A 23,655-nucleotide genomic window follows, 5' to 3' on the forward strand; every position below is an offset into this window, starting at 1 on the left:
GGAAGTGCGAAGTAAAGGCCTTTGATTCCCACCTCCCAATTCACACTTCTCACTTCTCCTCTTCCTTGTCCTTCTGGATAAGCGCATACGCCGAATGGTTGTGGATGGATTCGAAATTCTCCGATTCCACTGCGTAGGCGCCGATGCGGTCGTCCGCATTCAGCCTTGCAGCCACGTCGCGGACCATGTCCTCCACGAACTTGGGATTGTTGTAGGCGCGCTCGGTGACGTGCTTCTCGTCGGGTCGCTTGAGCAGACCATAGAGTTCGCAGGAGGCCTCGCTTTCCACCAGATCGATCAGTTCCTCGATCCATACAAAATCGCGCACCCTGGCGTTGACGGTCACGTGTGAACGCTGGTTGTGGGCGCCGTAGTCGGAGATCTTCTTGGAGCATGGACACAGGCTGGTCACCGGGACCACCACCTTGATGTTCATCTCGGCGGTGCCGTCATGGATCTCTCCGATGAAGGTGACGTCGTAGTCCATGAGGCTCATGACACCGGAGACGGGCGCCTGCTTGTTCACGAAATAGGGGAAATTCATCTCGATGTGGCCGGAGCCCGCCTCCAGGCGCTCGGCCATCTCATGGAGCATCTGCTTGAAGGACTGCACCGTGATCTCGCGCTCGTGGTTGTTGAGGATCTCCACGAAGCGGGACATGTGTGTGCCCTTGAAGTTGTGGGGCAGGTTCACGTACATGTTGAAGCGTGCAACGGTGTGCTGCTCGCCACCGTCGCGGTCGCTTACGCGCACCGGATGGCGGATGTCCTTGATGCCCACCTTGTTGATGGGAATCTGTCGGGTGTCGGCGCTGGCCTGTACGTCAGGCATGCCGCCGGGGATGATCTTGGGTACCACGGTGCTCATGAATTGATCCGGTTCTCGATGTCGGTTTCTTCTTCAGTGTAACGGACACAGGCGCGCTCGGTCTCCCATAGCGTGATTGAGTGCACCCGCACGTGGGGGCCGTTCAGCTTGTCCACCATCTCCCGGTAGAACCAGGCGGCGATGTTCTCGGCCGTCGGATTGATGTCCCGAAACGGATCCAGGTCATTGAGGTAGCGGTGATCCAGCCGCCCGGCAATCTCCCGCGCCGCCCGCTTGATATCGCGGAAATCCAGGCCCATGCCCACATCATCCAGCCGTGTGGCCACCACCTCCGCCTCCACCTTCCAGTTGTGGCCATGCATGCGGCTGCATGCCCCCGGGTACTCGCGGAGGGTGTGGGCGGAGGCAAAATCGGTGACGACCCGAAGCGTGTACTTGGCGGCCATGTCTATAACTTAGTAAATTACTGGGATATTACCCGGGTGCGGGCTTCGCCGCAATCCCGGTCTTTGGCGCCCGGAACGGTCAGACGTTGCCGTACCGCGGCCAGGATGCCCGCAGTGTCGAGTCCCGCTTCGCTCAGGAGTTCCTCGCGGCTGCCGTGATCCTGGAAGCGGTCGGGAAGCCCCAGGTTGAGCACCGCCACCGGCAGGCCGAGCCGCGACAGCGTCTCGTTGACGCCGCTTCCCGCGCCGCCGGCCACGGCGTTGTCCTCGAGGGTGACCAGCAGGTCGTGGTTGCGGGCGGTCTCTTCGATCAGCGTCTCGTCCAGCGGCTTGACGAAGCGCATGTTGATCACGGTGGCATCCAGCGCCTCGCCGGCTTGCAGCGCCGCGGACAGTACCGCCCCGAAACACAGCAGGGCAACGCCGCGGCCCTCCCGGCGCCGTTCGCCGCGGCCCACGGGCAGCGCGTCCAGCTCGGGCTGTACGGCCACGCCCGGACCCTTGCCTCGCGGGTAACGCACCGCCGCCGGCCCGTCGAGACGGAAGCCCGTGGTGAGCATGCGCCGGCATTCATTCTCGTCGGCGGGTGCCATGATGGTCAGATTGGGCAGGCAGCGCAGGTAGCTCAGGTCAAAGCTGCCCGCGTGGGTGGGCCCGTCCGGGCCCACCAGGCCGGCCCGGTCGATGGCCAGCAGCACCGGCAGGTTCTGGATGGCGATATCGTGAATCAGCTGGTCATAGGCCCGCTGGAGGAAGGTGGAATAGATGGCCACCACCGGTTTCATACCCTCGCAGGCAAGCCCCGCCGCCACGGTCAGGGCATGCTGCTCGGCAATGCCCACATCGAAATACCGGGCCGGAAAACGTTCCGAGAAGGTCACCAGGCCCGAGCCCTCGCGCATCGCCGGGGTGATGGCCATGAGGTTCGGGTCCGCTTCGGCCATGTCGCACAGCCACTGCCCGAACACCTGGGTGTAACTGGGCCCGCCGGAGCCTCCGGAAGGCGCCAGGCCCACCTCGGGGTCAAACTTGCCCACCCCGTGGTAACCGCAGGGGTCCTGTTCGGCAGGCGTGTAGCCGTGGCCCTTGCGGGTCACCACGTGGAGCAGTCGCGGGCCGGGCAGGGCCTTGAGATTCCTCAGGGTCTTCACCAGGGAGGGCAGGTCGTGACCGTCGATGGGCCCGTAGTAGTTGAAACCCATCTCCTCGAACAGGGTCCCCGGCACGATCATGCCCTTCATGTGCTCTTCCGCCCGACGCATGAACTCGCGCATGGGCGGCATGTGATCCAGTACCCGCTTGCTGCCTTCGCGCACCGTGGCGTACAGGGATCCGGAGAGCATGCGGGCCAGGTAGTTGTTCATGGCGCCCACGTTGGGGGAGATGGACATCTCGTTGTCATTGAGCACCACCAGCAGGTCGGCCTTCTCGTCGCCGGCGTGGTTCAGGGCCTCGAAGGCCATGCCGGCGGTCATGGCGCCGTCGCCGATGATCGCCACCGCGTGCCGGGATTCCCCCCGCTGGCGGGCGGCCAGCGACATGCCGAGCGCCGCACTGATGGAGGTGCTGGAATGGCCCACCCCGAAGGTGTCGTAGGGGCTCTCGGTACGCTTGGGGAAGCCTGCCAGGCCGCCTTTCGTTCGCAGGCCCGACATGGCCTCGCGCCGGCCGGTGAGGATCTTGTGCGGGTAGCTCTGGTGGCCCACGTCCCAGACCAGCCGGTCCTCGGGCGTATCGAATACGTAGTGCAGGGCGATGGTCAGCTCAACGCTGCCCAGGTTGGAGGCCAGATGACCGCCGGTGCTGGAGACGGAGTCCAGCAGGAACGCCCGCAGTTCCCCGGCCAGCGCCGTCAGATCCGAGGCAGGCAGTGCCCGCAGGTCGGACGGCGCATGGATGCGGGACAGCAGGGGATACGGCTCATGTTGGGTCATGGGGGACTGGACGCACGGCAAAGGGGAGAATTATCGACCCCCGGAGCGGGGCATGCAAGAAAGCGCCGGGCGAGGAGTGATCTGTAGGATGGGTCAAGCAAAGCGGACCCATGCTGAACGGACGGTGACGAGTGACCAACAAGGCGCGACACAAAGGCCGTGACACGCTTGTTCCCCGACAAGGAGCTTAACCCCTCCCCGTCACTTGTCACTCGTTACTGACCCCCTCATTCCTGACACAGCGGTCCGCATGGGCACGCTTCGCTTTGCCCATCCTACGGTCTACGGCTGACTTCCCGCTCGGCATAGGTCCGCTGAGCTTGACCTATCCTGCCGAAACCTCACTCCTCTCCACATCTAATGAATCCGCTCGACGATGTATCTCGCGATCCAGCGCAGCAGGTCGGCCTCGGAGCCGAAGTCCTCCACGGCGGCGAGCGCCTGGTCCACCAGGGCACGGGCCTCTTCCCGGGAGGCGTCCAGTCCGATGACTGCCGGGTAGGTGGGCTTGTTGAGCGCCCGGTCCGCGCCCTGGGTCTTGCCCAGGATCGCGGTGTCGCTCTCTTCGTCCAGGATATCGTCGCGGATCTGGAACGCGAGCCCCACGTGCTTGGCAAAACGGTCCAGCTGCTCCAGGCGGCCTTCATCCAGTTCGTCGGCGCTGAGCGCGCCCATCAGCACGCTGGCTCGGATGAGCGCGCCGGTCTTGTGGACGTGCATGTCCTCCAGTTGGGCGATGTCCAGGACCTGACCCACGGCGCCCAGATCGATGGCCTGGCCACCGGCCATGCCACGGGAACCGGCGGCACGGGCCAGCAGTTCGATCATACGCAGGCGGCGGGCGGGGTCGGGGATCATGTCCGGGTCGACGGTCAGGATCTGAAAGGCCAGCGCCTGCATGGCATCACCCGCCAGAATCGCCATGGCCTCATCGAAGGCCTTGTGGCAGGTGGGCTTCCCCCGGCGCAGGTCGTCGTCGTCCATGGCCGGCAGGTCGTCGTGGATCAGCGAATAGACATGGATAAGTTCCACCGCGCACGCGGGGCCGTCCAGTCGCGGGGTATCCGCCCCCATGGCGAGGCCGCCTGCATGCACCAGGACCGGGCGCACCCGTTTGCCGCCCCCCAGCGCGGAATAGCGCATGGCCTCGTGGAGCCGGGCGGGGTGGGTGCGGGCGGAGGGAATCCAGCGGTCCAGGGCCCGTTCCGTGCGTTCCCTCAAGGCGGTGACATGATCTTCCATGCTCATGCTTCCTCGCCGCCGTCGTCTTCCGGGTCGGGGTTGTCCAAGGGTGTCTCTTCACCCTCTTCGGTCAGCATGCGCACTTTCTGCTCCGCCTGCTGCAGGGCCTGCTGGCACTGGCGGGCCAGGGCGATGCCCCGCTCGAACTCTTTCAGGGAGGTCTCCAGGCTCAACTCGCCCTGCTCCATGCGTTCCACCAGCGATTCCAGCTCGCTGAGGGCCTTCTCAAAATCCGCCGGAGCGGCGGGCGGGATTTTCTTGGGCACGTTCTTTCTCCGCGAAAGGGGTCTAAAGTATAAGGAATCAACATCCCCCTGCTAAGGTCCCCGGACCATATGGCTTCGCAGGCGCGCGCGGGCCGGGCCTGACGTCGGCACCGGTGACCGCGTGGTGCCTTGAAAAGGGCATCCAGTGTCACCATGACAATGTCTGGAGACATAGGAAACCGCCAATCGCAGGGATTGACCAACGACAGACCAGGGGCCGGCCATGCGCCCGTTGACATAGATTTAGACTTGGTCTAAATTGTCCGGACGTTTTAGAAACATTCTAAATCGTACGTTTCCCGCTTAACCCACAGTTGAAGATGGAGAACCACTATGGAACTCAAAGGCAGCAAGACCGAGCAGAGCCTGAAGGAAGCCTTTTCCGGTGAATCCCAGGCCAACCGCCGTTACCTCTACTTCGCCGCCAAGGCCGATGTGGAAGGCTACAACGACGTGGCCACCGTGTTTCGTTCCACCGCCGAAGGCGAGACCGGTCATGCCCATGGCCACCTGGAGTACCTGGAGACCTGCGGTGATCCCGCCACCGGGCTGCCCTTCGGAGGTACCGAGGCCAACCTGAAGACCGCCATCGCCGGCGAGACCCACGAGTACACCGACATGTACCCGGGCATGGCCAAGACCGCCCGCGAAGAAGGTTTCGACGAGGTGGCCGACTGGTTCGAGACGCTGGCCAAGGCCGAGCGCTCCCACGCCAACCGCTTCCAGAAGGCCCTGGACGCCCTGGACTCCTGAGCGGTACCCGCCAGGGCCGGTTCACCGGCCCTGGCGCTTTTTCCCCACCGAATCATCCAAGGCAGCCAGCAAGAGAGGCCGAGATGTCCGCACCCGTAGAAGGTCAGAGAGAAGGCAATCTGGAAGCGCCGACCCGGCACCCCCTCGACTGGCGCTCCCCGGATTTCTACAACGAAGAATCCCTGATGCAGGAGCTGGAGCGTGTCTACGACATCTGCCATGGCTGCCGCCGTTGCGTGAGTCTTTGCAACTCGTTTCCCACACTGTTCGACCTGGTGGACGAATCCGAGACCATGGAAGTGGACGGGGTCGCCAAACAGGACTACTGGAAGGTCGTGGATCACTGCTATCTCTGCGATCTCTGTTACATGACGAAGTGCCCCTATGTGCCGCCTCATCCCTGGAATGTCGACTTCCCGCACCTGATGCTGCGGGCCAAGGCCGTGCGCTTCAGCAAAGAAGGCGCCAAGGCGAGTCACAAGCTCATGTCCTCGACCGATACGGTCGGCAGGCTGGCCGGTATTCCCGTCGTGGCCCAGGCGGTCAATGCGGCCAACAGGATGAAGCCCGTTCGCAAGGTGCTCGACAAGGTGATGGGCGTGCATCCGGACGCCATTCTGCCCGAGTACCACAGCAATACCGGCCGCAAGCGCCTGAAGAATCACCGCTCCTCCGCCAGTGCGGAGACGGCCGGCCGCACCCGCGGCCAGGTGGCCCTGTTCGCCACCTGTTACGGCAACTACAACGAGCCCCATATCGTCGAGGATCTCGCCAAGGTCTTTGAGCACAACGGGATCCCCGTGACGCTCGCCGAGAAGGAACGTTGCTGCGGCATGCCCAAGCTCGAACTGGGCGATCTGGAGGCCGTGGAAAAGGCCAAGGAACACAACATCCCGGTGCTGGTGAAGGCCATCGATGCGGGCTACGACATTGTTGCCCCCGTGCCCTCCTGCGTGCTCATGTTCAAGCAGGAACTGCCCCTCATGTACCCGGATGACCCGGACGTGCAGAAGGTCAAGGCGCACATCTTCGACCCCTTCGAGTACCTGATGCTGCGCCACAGGGAAGGCAGGCTGAACACGGAGTTCAAGGAAAGGCTCGGCAAGATCGCCTACCATGCCTCCTGCCACCTGCGGGTGCAGAACATCGGTCTGAAGACACGCGAGCTGCTGGAACTGGTGCCCGACACCGAGATCGACGTGATCGAACGCTGCTCCGGGCACGACGGCACCTACGCGGTGAAGAGCGAGTTCCACGAGATTTCCATGAAGATCTGCCGCCCCGTGGTGAGCCGGGTGCAGAAGGCGGAGGCGGATCATTACTCCAGTGACTGCCCCATGGCCGGCCACCAGATTGAGAACGGCCTGAAGGACGACAGGACCCCGGAACACCCGTTGACCCTGCTCCGTAGGGCCTACGGGCTGTAGGGCGGCACGCACCGTACCGGCAACAGCCGAGGAGAACCGAGATGGCGAATGAAGGCTACCACGAGCCCCATGAGGAACTGAGCGACGAGACCCGTGACATGCACCGGGCGATCATCTCCCTGATGGAGGAGCTCGAGGCGGTGGACTGGTATCAGCAGCGGGTGGATGCCTGCAAGGACGAGGAACTCAGGGCCATCCTCGCCCACAATCGCGACGAGGAGAAGGAGCATGCGGCCATGGTGCTGGAGTGGATCCGCCGGCGCGACAAGACCTTCGACAAGGAACTGCGCGACTACCTGTTCACCGACAAGCCCATCGCCAGCCTGGAACATGAACACAAGGGCTGAATGCCCGGTAATCTGCGAGACGAGGTGAAGCTGTAATGTCCAAGTTGACCCGAGATGATCTGTATTCTCTGGAAAAGTATGCCGAGGTGCGGCCGCAGTTCCGTGCCGACGTGATGAAGCACAAGCGTGACCGCGTCGTGCCCGTCGGGCCCAACGTGACGCTGCACTTCGAGGACCGGCTGACCATGCAGTACCAGATCCAGGAGATGCTGCGGGTGGAGCGCATCTACGAAGCCGAGGGCATCGAGGACGAGCTGGACGCCTACAACCCCCTCATTCCGGATGGCTCGAACTTCAAGGCCACCATGATGGTGGAGTTCGACGATGTCGAGGAGCGCAAGCAGGCACTGGCCCGGCTCATCGGCATCGAGGACAAGACCTGGGTTCAGGTGAGCGGTTTCGACAAGGTCTACGCCATCGCCGACGAGGACATGGAACGCGACACCGAGGAGAAGACCTCATCGGTGCACTTCATGCGCTTCGAACTGTCCCCCGAGATGGTCGCGGCGGTGAAATCGGGTGCGGCCGTCAGCGTGGGTGTCGACCATGAGAACTACCGCCATCAGGTGGAGCCGCTTCCCCGGAGCGTTCGGGATTCGCTGGCCAACGACCTGGCATGAGTCCTGACCGCATGAACGGGTAAGAAGAAAGGGGGCCGCGCGGCCCCCTTTCTTCGTTGTGGACCCGGGCGGCCGGCCTTCAGAGGCCCACGATCTCCGGTTTCAATGCATAGCCGATGGCGAGGATATCCTTGCGGGTCTGCCCGTCGATGCCGTGCCGGTCCAGCGTCTCCAGGATGTCGTCGAGGGCGGCCATGAACTCCGCCTCGCTGACGTTCATCCCCCGATGGGCCTCCGTCATGCTGCGCCCGGCATAGCGCTCCGGACCGCCGCTGCCGGCACCGAGAAACTGGCACAGATGCGCCTTGACCTCCGCCAGGTGTTCGGGCGTGTTCTTCAGGGGCAGGTAGCGTGCGCGGATGACCGGATTGCGCATGTGGGCCTCGACGATGTCGTCCACCAGCGCGGCGATTCCGTCCGCCCGGCCGAGGCGTTCATAGAGTGATGCGGTGTCGATGGATGATGCGGTCTGCATGGCAGTCTCTCCTCTCGATGGGGGTGGGTTGGTGCTCCGTGATGTCGGTTTCGCAGGTTCCGTTACATGAAACGAATAGACCGGTCGGTTTACTCTCCGGGCAGCAGAAAGACAGAGACATCAGCAAACGGCCGCCGAGCGGAAGTAGAAATCGAGCATGGCATTCAGCGGCGCCGGGTCCCGCCGCAGGCGGCTGCGCAATGCCGCGCCCTCCCAGCAGTCGAGCAGCAGCCCCGCCATGTGCTCCGGGTCGGCGTCCGGGGAGATGTCACCCCGCCGCCGGGCTTCCTCCAGGCAATCGGTGAGACGTCCGGCGATCTCGGTGAAGCACGCCTCGATCCTGTTGCGGAACACCTCGCTGACCCCCGACAGTTCCTGTCCGAGTCCGCCCAGCAGGCAGCCCATGTACCCGTCCTTCTGATACTTCCGCCGCGATGCCTCGAAGAAGCAGCGCACCCGATCGAGCGGGGGCTGTTCCTTGCTCCCGAGGCAGGCGTCCAGGCCCGCATGTACTTCGCGCATGTACTCGTCGATGACCTGTAGCGCGAAGTCTTCCTTGTTTCGGAAGTGATGGTAGAAAGAGCCCTTTGGGATCCCCGCGGCCGCGAGCAGGGTCTGGATACCCAGGTCGTTGTACCCGTGCTCGAGGAGCATGGACAGGCCCGAGTTGAGTAGGCGTTGCTTCGTTGAATGTGTCATGGGCCCCGGATTAGACTGATCGGTCTACATCTAAACCATAGACGCCCCCCGGAATCTGTCAAGGGCCAGACCCGCGGCTCTTCGCCGGCTTATCCGGAATAGTGTGATCACCTTCTCCCTTGGGCCGTTCCGGTGCTCCGCCGGCTTGTGCCCGCGGACACGGTTGTTGCAGCGTAGACGCGGGATCGCCGGGATCTCGCATGCGCCCGGCACCTCGTGCATCCAATTGACCGAGATCAACACGATGACATCTTCCGGCCTATACTCTTTTTCTCAACATGCATCGGTAATACATGTTCAGGGTGCACGGAACCTGTTCCGACGGTCCTTGAGGGCGACCGCTGGTCGAACCGATCGGGGGCGGAACTGCAACTGCCACTTAAGAGTAAGGGGGTACGCAAATGACCGAGGGCCTCACCAAGGCAGCGGCGCGCAACATCTTTTATGGGGGATCCCTGTTCTTCTTCCTCATATTTGCTGCGCTGACCGCGCATAGCCATTTGTATATCGTGAATGTTTCCACCGACAGTGCGGGCCTTACGGATTCCGTAAAGCTGGGCAAGGAGGTGTGGGAGGAACACAACTGCATCAATTGCCATTCGATCATCGGTGAAGGCGCCTACTTCGCCCCCGAGATCGGCAATGTCTGGACCCGTTTCGGCGGGCGGGAGAATCCCGAGGGGGCACGTGCCGCACTTGCGGCCTGGATGCGTGCCATGCCCACCGGCGTTCCCGGGCGGCGCCAGATGCCTTATTTCGACATCAACGATGAAGAGATGGATGCGCTCATCGATTTCTTCCAGTGGACCGATTCCATCGACACCCAGAACTGGCCACCCCATCCGTCGGGCTGACGCGGATGTGTGCGTTGAAATTGGGCTAACGATCCGAGGAGAAAGAGACCGATGAAATATGAAACGCAAAAGGTGGCATTGCCATTCTTCATGGTTGCCATGGCGCTGTTCGCGCTGCAGTTGATTTTCGGGCTGCTGGGGGCGATTGCATACGTGGCACCGAACTTCCTGGCTGAAGCGATGCCGTTCAACATCATGCGCACCAGCCATACCAATCTGTTGCTGGTGTGGCTGCTGATCGGCTTCATGGGCTGTACCTATTACCTGATGCCGGAGGAGGCGGAACACGAGATCTACAGTCCGAAGATCGCCTATATCCAGCTGGCCATTTTCGCCTTCGCCGGCGCGGCCGCGCTGATCGGCTACCAGTTCGGCATCCACGAGGGCCGCCACTATCTGGAACAGCCCCTGTGGGTGAAGGTGCTGATCACCATCTCGTTCCTGATGTTCCTGTTCAATACCAGCATGACCATGATCAATGGCCGCAGGACCGCCATAAACATGGTCCTGATGCTCGGGTTGTGGCTGGCGGCCATCTTCTGGCTGTTCGCGTTCTTCAATCCGGCCAACCTGGCCCTGGACAAGCTCTACTGGTGGTGGATCGTGCACATCTGGGTGGAGGGTGTCTGGGAACTGATCATGGCGTCCCTGCTGGGTTACCTGCTGATCAAGATGACCGGGGTTGACCGCGAGATCATCGAGAAGTGGCTGTACGTCATTGTGGGCCTCTCGCTGTTCTCGGGCCTGCTGGGCACCGGTCATCACTACTACTGGATCGGCACGCCCGGCTACTGGCAGCCCATCGGCAGCATCTTCTCGACGCTGGAGGTGATCCCGTTCTTCGCCATGGTCGTGTTTGCCTTCTACATGTTCTGGAAGGGCAGTCGCAACCATCCCAATCAGGCGGCCATGCTCTGGACCCTGGGCTGCGCGACCATCGCCTTCTTCGGCGCCGGGGTGTGGGGCTTCATGCACACGCTGTCGTTCATCAACTACTACACTCACGGCACGCAGATCACCGCCGCCCATGGCCACCTGGCCTTCTACGGCGCCTACGTGATGCTGGTACTGGCGATCATCACCTATGCCATGCCGCAACTCCGTCGTGTCCAGCCCTATAATCAGGTGTTGAACATGTGGGCGTTCTGGATCATGACCTCGGCCATGGCCTTCATGACCTTCACCCTGACCTTCGCGGGTGTGGTGCAGACCCACCTGCAGCGGGTGATGGGCATGAACTTCATGGAGGTGCAAAGCCAGATCGAGATGTTCTATGTCATGCGTCTGGGTGCCGGCGTGTTCGTGATCATCGCGGCCCTGATGTTCTTCTATGCGGTCTTTGGCCCCGCCCGAGAGCAGGTGCCGGCCTATGCCAAGGCCTCGGCGACTGCCGAGTGATCGAGCCGCGGCCCGGGTTGCGGCGTCACTGGCCGCAACCCGGGCACCGTTTCCTGGAGGATCGTGATGCCGTTGACTGCAACCCATGCTGAACTCGACCGGGAAACGCCCTTTTACCAGGCCGTCGGTCACGAATGTGACCTCTTCGAGCGGGCCTTCCGGCAGCGGCTGCCGCTGTTGCTCAAGGGGCCCACCGGCTGCGGAAAGACCCGTTTTGTGAGCCATATGGCGGCCCGTCTGGGCCGCCCCCTTTTCACGGTATCCTGTCACGATGACCTGACCGCCGCCGATCTGACGGGGCGTTTCCTCCTGCAGGGCGGCGAGACCCGCTGGGTGGACGGGCCGCTGACCCGGGCCGTGCGCGAGGGAGGCATCTGCTACCTCGATGAGGTGGTGGAGGCCCGAAAGGATGTGACCGTGGTCCTGCATCCGCTCACCGATGATCGGCGCATGCTGCCGCTGGAGCGCACGGGCGAGATGCTCGATGCGCCTGACGATTTCATGCTGGTGGTGTCCTACAACCCCGGTTACCAGCACATCCTCAAGTCCCTGAAGCCCAGCACCCGTCAGCGCTTCGTGGCCATGTCCTTCGGTTTCCCGCCCCCTGAACTGGAGCGCGATATCGTCGCCCGCGAAAGCGGGCTGGCGCGTGACAAGTGCGCTGCCCTGGTCAACCTGGCGACACGGTTGCGTGAGATGAAGGGCCAGGATCTGGAGGAAGGTGTTTCCACGCGTCTCCTGGTCTACTGCGCGACCCTGATCGCCTCGGGCATGCCCATCCTGGAGGCGACCCGCGCCACCCTGGTGGAACCGCTCACCGACGATGACGACGTCCAGGAAGGTCTGCTGGAAGCGATCCAGGCGACATTCGGCTGAACCCGACGGCGCGACACGGGAGAACCCATGTTCCAGTTCCTGGAGGTCGAGGAGTTCGTCGGGCGCTATTGGCACCGGTGGGCCGCCGGTGCGGCCAGTTACCCGCGCCACCCCGAGGCCGCTGTCTCTCTGGATGACCTTCGCCATGTGCTCAGCGTGTTCTTTCGTGCCAGTGGCGGCGAGAAGGGGTTGGAGGTGGCCGCCATCGTGGCGCGCAGCTCGGCCCATCGCCTGACCCTGCGCCAGCGGCTGGGCCTGGACGAGGAGTCGGTGGACCTGGCGCGCCGTGACGAGGAGAACCTGCTCCTACCGCCGCGTATCGACATCTTTTCCGACCGGATCCTCAACCGGGATCTCTACTTCTGGCTGACCGCCTTTCTGGCGGTGGCGCAGCGTCCCGAATCTCATGACGATCCACTGCGACACGATATTGCCCAGTTGCGCCAGGCGGTGCGGGCCCGTGAGGCGGCGCTGGCGCAGTTCCCCGGGCTGGAGGCGCGCCATGCGCGGCTTTGCCGTGCACTGCTCAAGGCGCGGCCGACCCGCCGTCTGCCCGCCGCGGAGGCGCTGGTGGAAGACACCATCCGTGCGCTGCTGGGCGATGCCCGGCCGCTGTCCCCGCAGGCCCGGGCCCTGCTGGAGGTGGTGACCTCGCCGGAACCCGCGGCGCTGGACGACTACCGTGCCCCCCGCGATTATAGGCCGCCCCTGCCGGTGCCCCTGTGGGGCCAGGTGGTGGCACTGGGCACGGGCAAGGGACGCGAAGCGGATGACGAGGCGGAGGAAGGCGGCGGGGCCGGGAGTCCCCAGTCCGCCAGCGAAGGTAAGCGCCAGGCCGAACGGCGCCACCAGGATCAGAGCGAGCGCGATGACCCGCTGGTGCTCAACCGTTTCGAGAAGATGCTGTCCTGGACCGAGATGGTCAATCTCAACCGGCTGGTGGAGGATGAGGAGGACGAAGAGGCCAAGCGCGCCGCCGAGCAGATCGAGGAGATCACCATCAGCCCTCACAAACGGCGCGCCGCCACCCGCCTCAAGGTGGACCTGGACCTGCCGCCCGACGAGGTGGTGGGCGGCCGCCTGCGGGGGATTCACACCTACCCGGAGTGGAACCACCGCAAGCAGGTCTATCTGCCGGACCACTGCGTGGTGCATACGGATGTACAAAGCGAGGAAGGGGACGACTGGGTGCCGGACGAGGAGACCCGCCGGCGCATCCGCAGGGTGAGGCGCGAGTTCGAGGCTCTGCGGCCGCGGCGCGAGTTGCTGCGTGCCCAGATCGACGGCAACGAGCTCGATACCGACGCCCTGATCCGATCCCGTTGCGACCTGGCCGCCACCGGCGAAACCCGCGATCGCTTCTACCTGTCCACCCGGCAACAGGCCCGGGATCTGGCCGTGTCCATCCTGGTGGATGTCTCCCTGTCCACCGATGCCTGGCTGGAGGATCGCCGCGTGCTGGATGTGGAAAAGGAAGCGCTGCTGGTGCTGGGTCACGGTCTGGCCGGTTGCGGCGACGACTATGCCATCCACTGCTTCACCTCGCACCGTCGCCAGCGTGTGTGGGTGAATGTCCTCAAGGGGTTCGAGGAACCGATGGGCGACCGGGTGGGGCGCCGCATCGCGGCGCTCAAGCCCGGTCATTACACCCGCATGGGGCCCGCCATCCGTCATGTGACCGGTGAACTGGCCAAGCGTCCGAACCGGTATCGCCTGCTGCTGGTGCTCTCCGATGGCAAGCCCAATGACACGGACTACTACGAGGGACGCTACGCTATCGAGGACACCCGCAAGGCCGTGCTTGAGGCCCGCCGGCAGGAGGTGCGGGTGTTCGGGGTGACCATCGACCGGGAGGCCCGGCAGTATATCCCTCACCTGTTCGGCCGCGGCAGCTATGCCATCGTCAACCGCCCCGAACATCTGGCCATGGCGCTCCCGGGCATTTATCGTCAGATCATCGGCGTCTGAGCCGGTCCGGGAGGTTCCATGCAAGTGTCACGCGCCAGTATCGCCGTCGTCATCGGGCTGTTGATCGCCCTGGCCGTGGTGGTGCCGCTCGTCTGGCTCATCAATACCCGTGACTGGGGCGTCGCCCTGATGCTCCTGGCGCCCTTCATCGTCTACGGACTGATACGCATGGCGCGCATGCTCGCGGAATGGGCGGATCCGCCCCCGGAACTGCCGACACGGACACCGAAGGGTGGCCCTTCATCGGACCGGTAGAGCGGCTTGTGCGGGGTGCGGTTTGCTCCCGCTCTTCATCATCGCGCGATGCCAGTCAGCCGGCGAAGCGGGCCATCACGTATCCTGAACCGATCACCGCCAGGGTCACCACGGCCAATCCGATGAAGGTCCCCTTCCATGCCGCTGTGGACGTACGCAGGTTGAGGTACACCATCAGCACCTGATGGGCCTTGAAGCCCGTGCTCAGCAGGAGCAGCAGCGCCGACCACAGGGGCAGCGCCTGGAGTCGGGCCTCGCCGCCGAGCTGCGCGGACAGCATCGACACCAGGGTCAGCCCCATGAGGACGGCCCAGGTGATCAGCAGACGGCGTGTACCGGGCAGGGCGTTACGCATGGTCACCTCAACAGGTAGATCAGCGGGTAGAGCAGGATCCAGATCAGGTCGACCATGTGCCAGAACGCCGTGGCGGTCTCCACGTTGACGTGGGAGATGCGCCACGCCACCAGTGCGATCAGGCCCAGGCCGAACAGCACGTGGGCGAAATGGAACCCGGTGAGCAGGTAGTAGTAGGTGAAGAAGGTATTGGTCTCGGGCATCAGACCGGCGCCGAGCTTGTCCACATACTCGATCACCTTGACCACGCAGAACACCACCCCGAGCCCCAGCGCCGCCATCAGCCACTGGCGGCAGCGGCGCACGCGCCCCTCGGCGATGGCCCCCACCGCGAAGGCGGCGCACAGTCCGCTGGTGAGCAGCACCATGGTGTTGATGCCGCCGAGCACCGGATCTAGCAGCTGTTGCGAAGCGTCGAAGACGTCGCGCTCGGCGGCCCGCTGCCAGGCGAACAGCCCGAAGAACGCGGCGAATACCACCATCTCGCTGAGGATCAGCACCCACATCAGCGGGTTGCCGGGCAGGGCCGACAGTGGACCCCAGCCGTCCTCCTGCCGCGCCGGGTGGCGGCCCGGGGTGCCCGGCTCTGGCATCTCTCAGCCTTCCGCTTCGACCGGGTTGGATTCGAACTCGGCGCGCACGGCGGGGCGGGTCAGCTTCCATGCCACCCAGGAAAACAGCGCTGTGAGCGCGGTGGCCGTGATGATCAGCGCCCCGAGCAGCCCCACCAGACCGGCCATCGGCTGATCGGGATCGACGGCTGCTGCCGCGGCCTCATCCGGGAGCAGGGCGAAGGCCAGGGGCGTCACCGCGGCGCCGCCCACGGTCGCCACGAAACCGAAGGCCATCAGGGCAAGAAAGGCCCGGCGGGCCCAGTGGCGGCGCCGCAGCAGCGCGACGGCCAGCCACAGGGTGAGCAGACCGCCGGCCATCAGGAGTCCCATGAGGGCATGCCCGCGCTCGAGTACCCAGGCGACGCCCGCGATCAATCCGCCTGCCCCCCGGTCGGCGACGGCCACCGAGGGCACTTCTCCGGACAGGAGCCGCGCGCCCACGAACACCAGGGTTGCCACGGAGGCCAGAATGAAAACCCAAGCCAGCCCGGTGACCGCCCCGGAGCGCCCCCGCGCGGGTTCAGAGGGCAGCGGGGCCGTGGGTCGATGCGCGTGCACGTCCATATCCGAGTCAATCATTCAGGGTGACCCGTGCCCCGCCGAACCACAGGCTGCGTGGTTCCTCGATGGGGCGGTTGTCCATCAGGCGGTGTATACCCACGCCGCAGCGGCCGATGGCCCAGACCACCCAGGCGGTGATAATCAGGTAGCCGGACAGGTTCCAGGCCAGCAGCAGCCCGACGGTCAGCGCCGGCAGCCCCAGCCAGAAGGTGCGGATCTGGAACAGCAGGTGGCTGTCCACCCATGCGCCGACCCGGCCGCGCTTCAGGTGTGCGATCAGCACCCCGATGAACGCGGTGAACACCATCATGATGCCGCCCAGAAAGAGGATGTAAACGGTCATGGCGACGCCCTTTCCCCGCAGGCGCTCTGCCATGCTGGTGTCGGGTGCTTCGCTGTCGGCTGTGCGTGCGGCTTGCATAGGGACTGACCTCGCTCGGACGACTGGGTGTGGGGCGTGAGGGCCGATCACGCTGAAAACATAGCCCATGAATACATCTTAAGTATGGCAGGGGCAAGCCCGTTGGGAATTGTCCGGGATCAAGGCCACGCCGGTTCCTCGCCACGCGCCTGCAGGGCCACCTGGTTTTCGTACTCACGCAGTTTTTGTGCCAGGTAGGTGTCCCGATCCATTTCCCGGAGCTGCTCCGGATGGCGTTCGGTGAGGTCGAACCAATGGGCCAGACGTATCTCCAGCCGGTCGTGGTCGGGCTCGCGCAGATAGGCCTTGAGGGCAAAATAGAAGCGCACGGTGTTGCGTTCGATCATGCCGCGTATCCCGTCCACGTGGACCGGTCTGCCCTCCGGATCCCGGTCCACTATGGTGAACCCGATGCGGTCCCGGCCGCCGAACGCAAAGTACAGGCCCATGGCCATCCGGGCCAGCGCCCCGTAGCCGACGGTGTAATGCAAGTGCAGAAGACTCCGGTTTTCATCCAGTGGGACCGCCTGCAGGTCCAGGCGGACATCCCGGATGCCCTGGGGTCCCCGGTCGGCCTGTAATCGAACCGCCACAAGGCCTTCGCCCGCCTGGTCCCGGTAAAAGTCGAGGCGCATCTGCTCCACCACTTCCGCGTCCTGATAGCTCTTGCGGCCCATGTAGAGGGTCAAGCCGGGGCCGTCAGGCTCGTCCCCGTACACGCAGGCCTTGACGTTGAGATGCAGAAACAGGATGCCGCACCAGTCCTCCACGTTTCCCAGAGTGTCGGCAAGGGTCGCCAGCGGGGCATCCAGGATGGCATGGATGTCACCTCGGACCTCGCGCTCCCCTTCCGCGGAGGTCAGATGGACCGGCTCGTGGAAGGGGCTTGCCGCGATGGCATCGAGGATCCCGGCCCGGTCGGCCCCCCCGGTGCCGGCCGATTGCCCTGCCCCTGCTGGCAGGAGCAGCAACAGGGTGATCAGGCCCGTGAGGTACGGGAGCAACGGATACCGATGTGTCACACTGTCGCTACCCTGCATTGCCTGTTCCACCTACAGCGCGTCCAGCACCTGGGCCAGGCGAGAGACCGCCACCACCTCGATACCCTTGATGGATTTGCGCGGGGCATTGCCGGCGGGGACGATGGCGCGGGTGTAGCCGTGCTTTGCGGCTTCGCGCAGGCGTTCCTCGCCGTTGGGCACCGGCCGGATCTCGCCGGCCAGGCCCACCTCGCCGAAGATCACCAGCTCCCGCGGGAGCGGGCGATCCCGGAAGCTCGAAAGGGCGGCGGCCAGCATGGGCAGATCGGCGGCGGTCTCGGTCACGCGCACGCCGCCCACCACATTGACGAACACGTCCTGGTCGAACAGCGCGATACCGCCATGGCGGTGCAGCACCGCCAGCAGCATGGTGAGCCGGTTCTGTTCCAGGCCCACGGTGATGCGCCGGGGCTGGGAGGCGTGGCTCTCCGACACCAGGGCCTGTACCTCCACCAGCAGTGGGCGGGTGCCTTCGCGGGTGACCATCACCACGCTGCCGGGAACCGGGTCCTCGTGGCGGGAGAGGAAAATGGCGGACGGGTTGCTGACGGGCTTGAGGCCGGTGTCCGCCATGGCGAACACGCCCAGCTCGTTCACCGCGCCGAAGCGGTTCTTCACTGCGCGCAGGACCCGGTAGCGCCCGCCGGGATCGCCCTCGAAATAGAGCACCGTGTCCACCATGTGTTCCAGCACCCGGGGTCCGGCCAGCTGGCCCTCCTTGGTCACGTGGCCGACGATGAACAGCGACGTGCCCGTCTGCTTGGCAAAGCGCACCAGTTGCGCGGCGGATTCGCGCACCTGGGCGACGGAGCCGGGGGCGGACTGCAGTTGCTCCGTGTACAGGGTCTGGATGGAATCCACCACCATGACGTCCGGGCGCGACTGCTGTGCATGCTGGAGGATGCGTTCGGCACAGGTTTCGGTGAGCAGCCGCAGGTCCTCGTAGGGCAGGCCCAGACGCCGGGCGCGCAGGCTCACCTGTTGAGGCGATTCCTCGCCGGTGACGTACAGTCCGGACAGCGCTGCGCTGTGTCCGCCCTTCGTACCTGTCAGGATGGCGAGAGACTGCAACAGCAGCGTGGACTTGCCGATGCCCGGGTCGCCGCCGATGAGCACCACGGAGCCGTGCACCAGTCCGCCGCCCAGCACCCGGTCCAGTTCCGAAAGCCCGGTAGCCGTGCGCGGCTCGGCCTCCACCACCACATCGCCCAGGCGGCGGATCTTCGCCGCTTCGCCCGCGTAGCCCGCAAAGCGTGCGCTCGTGGCGGCCTGTCCGTCCGACGCGACGGTTTCCTCGAGCGTATTCCAGGCGCCGCAGTCGGCGCACTGGCCGCCCCACTTGGGATGAACGGCGCCGCAGGCGGTGCAGTGAAACCGGGTCTTTGCTCGGGCCATGGGCAATCAGGGACCGCTCTGTCTGTCAATGGAGGCCACGGAGGTCAGGCGCCGGCCGATGCGCGCGGCCTTCACTGCGTTGTTTTTCACCTGCACGATCTCGATGGGGTAGCCGTCGATGAGTACGCTGGTGCTGGCCTCGGGGATGGTCTCCAGGTGCTCGATGATCAGTCCGTTCAGCGTGCGGGGGCCGTCGAGCCGGAAGTGGGCGCCGATCATGCGGTTGAGTTCCCGGAGATGCACACCGCCGTCCACCACCCAGCTGCCGTCCTCCTGGGGCATGACGTCCGGGGACAATGCCGCAGGGTCGGTGGTGAACTCGCCGACGATCTCTTCGAGCAGGTCCTCCAGGGTGACGAGCCCCTGGATGTCCCCGTACTCGTCCACCACCAGCCCGATGCGCCGGCGCTCGCGCTGAAAGTTCAGCAGCTGGCGGTTCAGCGCCGTGCCCTCGGGAATGAAGTAGGCGTCGCGCAGGTTCTCGCGCAGGGTCTCCCGATTGAGCTCGCCCTGGTAGATCAGGGGCAGCACGTTGCGCACATGGATAAAGCCCTGTATCTGATCGATGTTGCCGTGATAGACAGGCATGCGCGTGTAGCTGCCCATGAAGAGCTGCTGCTCGATGTCGTCCCAGTCGTCCTCCAGATCGAGACCCTGGATCTCGTGGCGCGGCACCATGATGTCCTCCACCGTGGCCTTTTCCAGGTCCAGGATGTTGATCAGCATCTTCTGGTGCTTGCCGGGGATCAGGCTGCCGGCCTCGTTGACCACGCTGCGCAGTTCATCGGAACTGAGGGCATGATGGTCGATATCCCGGGTGCGCACGCCCAGGGCCCTGAGCAGGCCGTTGGCGATCAGGTTGATGACCCAGACCAGCGGATACAGGAGACGCAGCAGGGGGGTGTAGATCCGGGCGGCCGGGTAGGCGAAGCGCTCCGAATGCAGGGCGCCCAGGGTCTTGGGCGTGACCTCGGCGAACAGCAGCAGCGTCAGGGTCAGCAGCCCGGTGGCGATGGCGATGCCCACGTCGCCGTAGATGCGGTAACCCAGATAGGTGGCCAGCTGTGTGGCGAGAATATTGACGAAATTGTTGCCCAGCAGGATCAGGCCGATGAGCCGGTCGGGCTTTTCCAGCAGCCGCTGGGCCCGGCGTGCGCCCGGGTGTCCTGACTCGGCCATGTGCCGCATCCGGTAGCGGTTGAGCGCCATGAGCGCCGTTTCGGAGCCCGAGAAGAACGCCGAGCACGCCAGCAACGCGACCAGGACGACGAACAATGCCGTGAGGGGGATGTCAGCCAAGAAGGGGCCGGGGGCAATGGGCTAGGCGGTTCATTAGAGCGATTCAAGGTTCAAAGTTCAAGGTTCAAAGTTCAATGGGAAAGACCGCCCGGACAACGCGCTGTGCCCGGCAGGATCACCCCTGTGAACCTTGAACCTTGAACTTTGAACTTTGAACCTTGAGTCGCCCCTATCGCCCCAGCATCAGTTCAAGCACAAGCTTGCTGCCGAAGTAGGCGAGTGCCAGTGCCAGGAATCCGCCCAGGGTCCAGCGAACGGCGATACGCCCGCGCCAGCCGAATCGCCAGCGGCCGAACAGTACGCCCGCAAATAGGCCCCAGGCGAAGATCGAGAGTACCGTCTTGTGGGCCACGTGCTGACCGAAGAGATCATCCAGGAAGATGAACCCGGTGATCAGGCTTGCGCTCAGGAACAGGAATCCCAACCCGATGATCTGGAACAGGAGGCCTTCCATGATGGCCAGCGGCGGCAGGGCGCGGATAAACCCGCCGGGGTGATGGTGATGCAGGTGATGATTCTGTACCGCCAGGAGGATGGCCTGAATGGCGCCGATGGCCAGCAGGCTGTAGGCCAGCAGGGACAACAGGATATGGATCTGCAGCCCCGGGGGCAGGGTGGTGGCCGTGCCGGGTCCGCTGAACACAATCTCCAGAGCCAGGGCAACCGCCGCGAAGGGAAGCAGGACGATGCCCAGCAGTTCGAGCGGGTGGCGCAGACTCGCGACCAGCAGCAACAGGGCGATGAGCCAGGCCGCCAGGGACAGGGCATTGAAGAATCCCATATCGATGCCTGCGGCGGTAAATGCGTCCCCGTAGATGGCCACCGCATGGAGAACCACGGCCAATGCCCACCCCGTGAGCAGCGGGGCGCGCCAGACGGGCGTAGCGGCGCTGTAGGTGTCACCGTGCCAGAGCCGCCTGGCCAGCAGGGCGCTGCCGCTCAGATAGAGCAGGATGGCGATCAGTGCGAAAATCGTGGGCATGGGTGCGAGCGTTCCGGGTCAGCTTGGGATGATTGCACAGCCGGGTCCGCGGTTGAAGCCCGGCCGGCATATTCGCAACCGCTGTGCGCGGCGCGGCCCGCGGTGTGATTCCGGATCCGTGCTTCCTTGTCATATAGTACCCCGGAGCATGGGCGACGCGCGTGCCGGTGCGGCGAGTGTCGAATCGCTCACAGTTGCCGGCGAGGATGGGGAAGGACGGGCGGTGCACGTGCTAGTGTACTCCATCAAAATCCCGGTGGCGGGATACAGGTGTCCTCTGCGCGAACGGGGAGTGGCTGATGCAGATCGAGATCCTGGGTTGCAGCGGCGGTATCGGCGGGGCGCACCGCACCACGGCTGTGCGCGTGGATGACGACATCCTGCTGGATTGCGGCACCGGTGTAGGCGATCTGGACGAGGCCGCCCTTGCCCGTATCCGGCATGTGTTCCTGAGTCATCCCCACATGGACCATGTGGCCTGCCTGCCTCTGCTGGTGGACACCCTGTTCAATCAGTTGAAGGACAGTCCGCTGATCGTCCACGCCGTGCCCGGCTGCCTGGACATCCTTCGCAGCGACATCTTCAACTGGCGCATCTGGCCGGACTTTCTGGCGTTGCCCGATCCCGACCGTCCGGTGATGCGTTTCGAACCCATGGAGCCGGGCATGCGTCTGGAGGTGGACGGGCGGCGGATCGAGATGCTCCCGGTGCGGCACACGGTCCCCGCCGCCGGCTTTCGTATCGAGCAGGGCGGCGCGGCGTTCGCCTACAGCGGAGATTGCACCACCAACGATGAGCTCTGGGCTGCCCTCAATGCCCACGACCGGCTGGATCTGCTGATGGTGGAATGCGCCTTCGGTGATGACGAGGAAGCCCTGGCCAGGCGTTCCGGGCACTATTGCCCGGGGCTTCTGGCGGCGGACCTGGAGAAGCTTGTCCACCGGCCGCGCATCGGCGTGACCCATTTCAAGCCCGGCGAGGAATCCCGGGTGCTGGAGGAACTCATGGCCCGGATGCCCGACCGGGAGCTGCATCGCCTCCGCAGCGGTGATGTTTTCCGGTTATAATCGGCCGCTGATCCGAATCCCGTCCATGGCGGCCGCGGCGCGGACCGCCGACCCGGTACGATCCCATGTTCGACAATCTCACCGAGCGCCTGCAAGGCACCGTCAAGCGTCTGCGTGGCCAGGCGCGCATCACCGAGGACAACGTCCAGGAGACCCTGCGCGAGGTGCGCATGGCTCTGCTGGAGGCCGATGTGGCCCTGCCGGTCGTGCGGGAGTTCATCGCCCGCGTGAAGGAACGGGCCCTGGGCCGGGAGGTGCTGGGCAGCCTTACGCCGGGGCAGGCCCTGGTCAAGATCGTCAGCGACGAGCTGATCGCCGTCATGGGACAGGCCAACGAGGCCCTGCAGCTCAACGTGCAGCCGCCGGCGGTTGTGCTCCTGGCCGGCCTGCAGGGCTCGGGCAAGACCACCACAACCGCCAAGCTGGCGCGCCTGCTCAAGGAGCGCCACAAGAAGAATGTGGCGGTGGTCAGCTGTGACGTCTATCGTCCGGCGGCCATCCGGCAGCTGGAGACCCTGGCCGGCGAGGTGGGCGTGGGGTTCATGCCCAGCGCGGCAGGCGAGGACCCGGTGAGCATAGCCAGGCGTGCCCTGGAACAGGCCCGCAAGCAGTTTCTGGATGTGCTGATCGTCGACACCGCCGGCCGTCTGCACGTGGATGCGGACATGATGGCGGAGATTCAGCGTCTGCACACCGCCGTCTCGCCGGTGGAAACCCTGTTCGTGGTGGACAGCATGACGGGCCAGGATGCGGCCAATACCGCCAAGGCCTTCAACGACGCCCTGCCGCTCACCGGCGTCGTGCTCACCAAGGCCGATGGCGACGCCCGGGGCGGCGCGGCGCTGTCCGTGCGCCATATCACCGGCAAGCCCATCAAGTTTCTGGGCATGGGTGAGAAGACCGGCGCGCTGGAGCCCTTTCACCCGGAACGCGTGGCATCCAGGATCCTGGGCATGGGGGACGTGCTCAGCCTGGTGGAAGAGACCACACGGCAGGTGGACCAGACCAAGGCGGCCAAGCTCGCCCGGAAGCTCAAGACCGGCAAGGGCTTTAATCTGGAGGACCTGCGCGAGCAGCTCTCCCAGATGCAGAAGATGGGCGGCATGGCCTCGCTGATGGACAAGCTGCCGGGCATGGGTCAGATCCCGGAGGCCGCCAAGGGGCAGGCCAGCGACAGGGAGGTGGGCCGCATGATCGCCATCATCAACTCCATGACCCCGGGCGAGCGGCGCCATCCGGACCTGATCAAGGGCTCGCGCAAGCGCCGAATCGCCGCCGGCTCCGGGACCCAGGTCCAGGACGTGAACCGCCTGCTCAAGCAGCACATGCAGATGAGCAAGGCCATGAAGCAGTTCTCCAAGGGGGGCATGGGCAAGATGATGCGCGCCATGAAGGGCCGCTTGCCCGGGGGTGGCGGACTGCCGTTCTAGACGGATTCGGAATTCAAGATTCAAGATTCAAGATTCAAGACATCAATAGATGAGAACCGGGGTACGGAGACCGGGTCTCCACGGTGGCCGGAGTTGTCCCCT

The 23,655-nt window shown here is 64.6% G+C and carries 26 protein-coding genes; 11 read left to right on the forward strand and 15 right to left on the reverse strand.

The window, feature by feature from the left end; all coding sequences use genetic code 11:
• Nucleotides 1-49: 49 nt before the first annotated feature.
• The 5 genes from folE2 to THITHI_RS0115055 form a co-directional block, all read right to left on the reverse strand.
• The gene (gene folE2 / locus THITHI_RS0115035; RefSeq protein WP_018233932.1) at nucleotides 50-868 is read right to left on the reverse strand and encodes a GTP cyclohydrolase FolE2; all 819 of its coding nucleotides are present in this window, start codon (nucleotides 866-868) and stop codon (nucleotides 50-52) included.
• A complete protein-coding gene (gene queD / locus THITHI_RS0115040; protein WP_018233933.1) occupies nucleotides 865-1,275 on the reverse strand; it encodes a 6-carboxytetrahydropterin synthase QueD in 411 nt (136 codons plus the stop codon). The genes folE2 and queD overlap by 4 nt, the downstream gene beginning before the upstream one ends.
• A gap of 17 nt (nucleotides 1,276-1,292) precedes the next feature.
• Nucleotides 1,293-3,209, reverse strand: a complete 1,917-nt coding sequence (dxs, locus tag THITHI_RS0115045; RefSeq protein ID WP_018233934.1) for a 1-deoxy-D-xylulose-5-phosphate synthase — start codon at nucleotides 3,207-3,209, stop codon at nucleotides 1,293-1,295.
• 357 nt (nucleotides 3,210-3,566) lie between these two features.
• Nucleotides 3,567-4,457, reverse strand: coding sequence for a (2E,6E)-farnesyl diphosphate synthase (ispA, locus tag THITHI_RS0115050; RefSeq protein WP_018233935.1), 891 nt, complete (start codon nucleotides 4,455-4,457; stop codon nucleotides 3,567-3,569).
• Nucleotides 4,454-4,717, reverse strand: coding sequence for an exodeoxyribonuclease VII small subunit (locus THITHI_RS0115055; RefSeq protein WP_018233936.1), 264 nt, complete (start codon nucleotides 4,715-4,717; stop codon nucleotides 4,454-4,456). The genes ispA and THITHI_RS0115055 overlap by 4 nt, the downstream gene beginning before the upstream one ends.
• A 333-nt stretch (nucleotides 4,718-5,050) precedes the next feature.
• Between THITHI_RS0115055 and THITHI_RS0115060 the strand changes: the two genes are divergently transcribed.
• From THITHI_RS0115060 to THITHI_RS0115075, 4 genes are all read left to right on the forward strand, one after another.
• Nucleotides 5,051-5,470 carry a rubrerythrin family protein gene (locus THITHI_RS0115060; RefSeq protein WP_018233937.1) on the forward strand — a complete coding sequence of 140 codons (420 nt, stop codon included), beginning with the start codon at nucleotides 5,051-5,053 and terminating at the stop codon, nucleotides 5,468-5,470.
• Between the two features lie 83 nt (nucleotides 5,471-5,553).
• The gene (locus THITHI_RS0115065; RefSeq protein ID WP_018233938.1) at nucleotides 5,554-6,897 is read left to right on the forward strand and encodes a heterodisulfide reductase-related iron-sulfur binding cluster; all 1,344 of its coding nucleotides are present in this window, start codon (nucleotides 5,554-5,556) and stop codon (nucleotides 6,895-6,897) included.
• 41 nt (nucleotides 6,898-6,938) lie between these two features.
• Entirely contained in the window at nucleotides 6,939-7,244 is a 306-nt protein-coding gene (locus THITHI_RS0115070; protein ID WP_018233939.1) for an encapsulin-associated ferritin-like protein, read from the forward strand.
• A gap of 35 nt (nucleotides 7,245-7,279) precedes the next feature.
• Nucleotides 7,280-7,864, forward strand: coding sequence for a DUF3501 family protein (locus THITHI_RS0115075; protein ID WP_018233940.1), 585 nt, complete (start codon nucleotides 7,280-7,282; stop codon nucleotides 7,862-7,864).
• 79 nt (nucleotides 7,865-7,943) lie between these two features.
• Here THITHI_RS0115075 and THITHI_RS0115080 read toward each other — a convergent pair whose 3' ends face one another.
• Together THITHI_RS0115080 and THITHI_RS0115085 are read right to left on the reverse strand one after the other, a co-directional pair.
• Nucleotides 7,944-8,339, reverse strand: a complete 396-nt coding sequence (locus THITHI_RS0115080) for a group I truncated hemoglobin (protein ID WP_018233941.1) — start codon at nucleotides 8,337-8,339, stop codon at nucleotides 7,944-7,946.
• 120 nt (nucleotides 8,340-8,459) lie between these two features.
• Nucleotides 8,460-9,038 carry a TetR/AcrR family transcriptional regulator gene (locus THITHI_RS0115085; RefSeq protein ID WP_026186399.1) on the reverse strand — a complete coding sequence of 193 codons (579 nt, stop codon included), beginning with the start codon at nucleotides 9,036-9,038 and terminating at the stop codon, nucleotides 8,460-8,462.
• A 401-nt stretch (nucleotides 9,039-9,439) separates the two neighbouring features.
• Between THITHI_RS0115085 and THITHI_RS0115090 the strand changes: the two genes are divergently transcribed.
• The 5 genes from THITHI_RS0115090 (at nucleotide 9,440) to THITHI_RS0115110 (ending at nucleotide 14,389) form a co-directional block, all read left to right on the forward strand.
• The gene (locus THITHI_RS0115090) at nucleotides 9,440-9,892 is read left to right on the forward strand and encodes a c-type cytochrome (protein ID WP_018233943.1); all 453 of its coding nucleotides are present in this window, start codon (nucleotides 9,440-9,442) and stop codon (nucleotides 9,890-9,892) included.
• A 51-nt stretch (nucleotides 9,893-9,943) separates the two neighbouring features.
• Nucleotides 9,944-11,290, forward strand: a complete 1,347-nt coding sequence (locus tag THITHI_RS0115095) for a cbb3-type cytochrome c oxidase subunit I (RefSeq protein WP_018233944.1) — start codon at nucleotides 9,944-9,946, stop codon at nucleotides 11,288-11,290.
• A 66-nt stretch (nucleotides 11,291-11,356) separates the two neighbouring features.
• Nucleotides 11,357-12,166 carry a CbbQ/NirQ/NorQ/GpvN family protein gene (locus tag THITHI_RS0115100; protein WP_018233945.1) on the forward strand — a complete coding sequence of 270 codons (810 nt, stop codon included), beginning with the start codon at nucleotides 11,357-11,359 and terminating at the stop codon, nucleotides 12,164-12,166.
• A 27-nt stretch (nucleotides 12,167-12,193) separates the two neighbouring features.
• The gene (locus THITHI_RS0115105) at nucleotides 12,194-14,134 is read left to right on the forward strand and encodes a nitric oxide reductase activation protein NorD (RefSeq protein ID WP_018233946.1); all 1,941 of its coding nucleotides are present in this window, start codon (nucleotides 12,194-12,196) and stop codon (nucleotides 14,132-14,134) included.
• 18 nt (nucleotides 14,135-14,152) lie between these two features.
• The gene (locus THITHI_RS0115110; RefSeq protein ID WP_018233947.1) at nucleotides 14,153-14,389 is read left to right on the forward strand and encodes a hypothetical protein; all 237 of its coding nucleotides are present in this window, start codon (nucleotides 14,153-14,155) and stop codon (nucleotides 14,387-14,389) included.
• Between the two features lie 55 nt (nucleotides 14,390-14,444).
• Here the strand turns inward: THITHI_RS0115110 and THITHI_RS0115115 are convergent, their stop codons facing one another.
• The 8 genes from THITHI_RS0115115 to THITHI_RS0115150 form a co-directional block, all read right to left on the reverse strand.
• Nucleotides 14,445-14,744: a cytochrome C oxidase subunit IV family protein gene (locus THITHI_RS0115115; protein WP_033336964.1), complete on the reverse strand. Its 300-nt coding sequence runs from the start codon at nucleotides 14,742-14,744 to the stop codon at nucleotides 14,445-14,447.
• A gap of 2 nt (nucleotides 14,745-14,746) precedes the next feature.
• Nucleotides 14,747-15,337, reverse strand: a complete 591-nt coding sequence (locus THITHI_RS0115120) for a cytochrome c oxidase subunit 3 family protein (protein ID WP_018233949.1) — start codon at nucleotides 15,335-15,337, stop codon at nucleotides 14,747-14,749.
• Nucleotides 15,338-15,340: 3 nt separating this feature from the next.
• The gene (locus THITHI_RS0115125) at nucleotides 15,341-15,937 is read right to left on the reverse strand and encodes a hypothetical protein (protein WP_198005620.1); all 597 of its coding nucleotides are present in this window, start codon (nucleotides 15,935-15,937) and stop codon (nucleotides 15,341-15,343) included.
• Nucleotides 15,930-16,340 (reverse strand): DUF4870 family protein, encoded by a 411-nt coding sequence (locus THITHI_RS19260; RefSeq protein WP_018233951.1) that lies wholly within the window; start codon nucleotides 16,338-16,340, stop codon nucleotides 15,930-15,932. Before THITHI_RS19260 ends, THITHI_RS0115125 begins: the two co-directional genes overlap by 8 nt.
• Nucleotides 16,341-16,459: 119 nt before the next feature.
• Nucleotides 16,460-17,362 (reverse strand): SRPBCC family protein, encoded by a 903-nt coding sequence (locus THITHI_RS0115135; protein ID WP_232199436.1) that lies wholly within the window; start codon nucleotides 17,360-17,362, stop codon nucleotides 16,460-16,462.
• 30 nt (nucleotides 17,363-17,392) lie between these two features.
• Nucleotides 17,393-18,775 carry a DNA repair protein RadA gene (gene radA, locus THITHI_RS0115140; protein ID WP_018233953.1) on the reverse strand — a complete coding sequence of 461 codons (1,383 nt, stop codon included), beginning with the start codon at nucleotides 18,773-18,775 and terminating at the stop codon, nucleotides 17,393-17,395.
• Nucleotides 18,776-18,781: 6 nt separating this feature from the next.
• Nucleotides 18,782-20,074, reverse strand: coding sequence for an HlyC/CorC family transporter (locus tag THITHI_RS0115145; RefSeq protein WP_018233954.1), 1,293 nt, complete (start codon nucleotides 20,072-20,074; stop codon nucleotides 18,782-18,784).
• 169 nt (nucleotides 20,075-20,243) lie between these two features.
• On the reverse strand, nucleotides 20,244-21,056 hold the full coding sequence (locus THITHI_RS0115150) for a cytochrome C assembly family protein (RefSeq protein ID WP_018233955.1): 813 nt from the start codon (nucleotides 21,054-21,056) through the stop codon (nucleotides 20,244-20,246).
• A 299-nt stretch (nucleotides 21,057-21,355) separates the two neighbouring features.
• Between THITHI_RS0115150 and THITHI_RS0115155 the strand changes: the two genes are divergently transcribed.
• Both THITHI_RS0115155 and ffh read left to right on the forward strand, forming a co-directional pair.
• Nucleotides 21,356-22,123: an MBL fold metallo-hydrolase gene (locus tag THITHI_RS0115155; RefSeq protein WP_018233956.1), complete on the forward strand. Its 768-nt coding sequence runs from the start codon at nucleotides 21,356-21,358 to the stop codon at nucleotides 22,121-22,123.
• Between the two features lie 65 nt (nucleotides 22,124-22,188).
• Nucleotides 22,189-23,553, forward strand: coding sequence for a signal recognition particle protein (gene ffh / locus THITHI_RS0115160; protein WP_018233957.1), 1,365 nt, complete (start codon nucleotides 22,189-22,191; stop codon nucleotides 23,551-23,553).
• Nucleotides 23,554-23,655: the final 102 nt, after the last annotated feature.

Origin of the sequence: Thioalkalivibrio thiocyanodenitrificans ARhD 1 (genome assembly GCF_000378965.1) — a bacterium.
Lineage (GTDB): Bacteria > Pseudomonadota > Gammaproteobacteria > Ectothiorhodospirales > Ectothiorhodospiraceae > Thioalkalivibrio_A > Thioalkalivibrio_A thiocyanodenitrificans.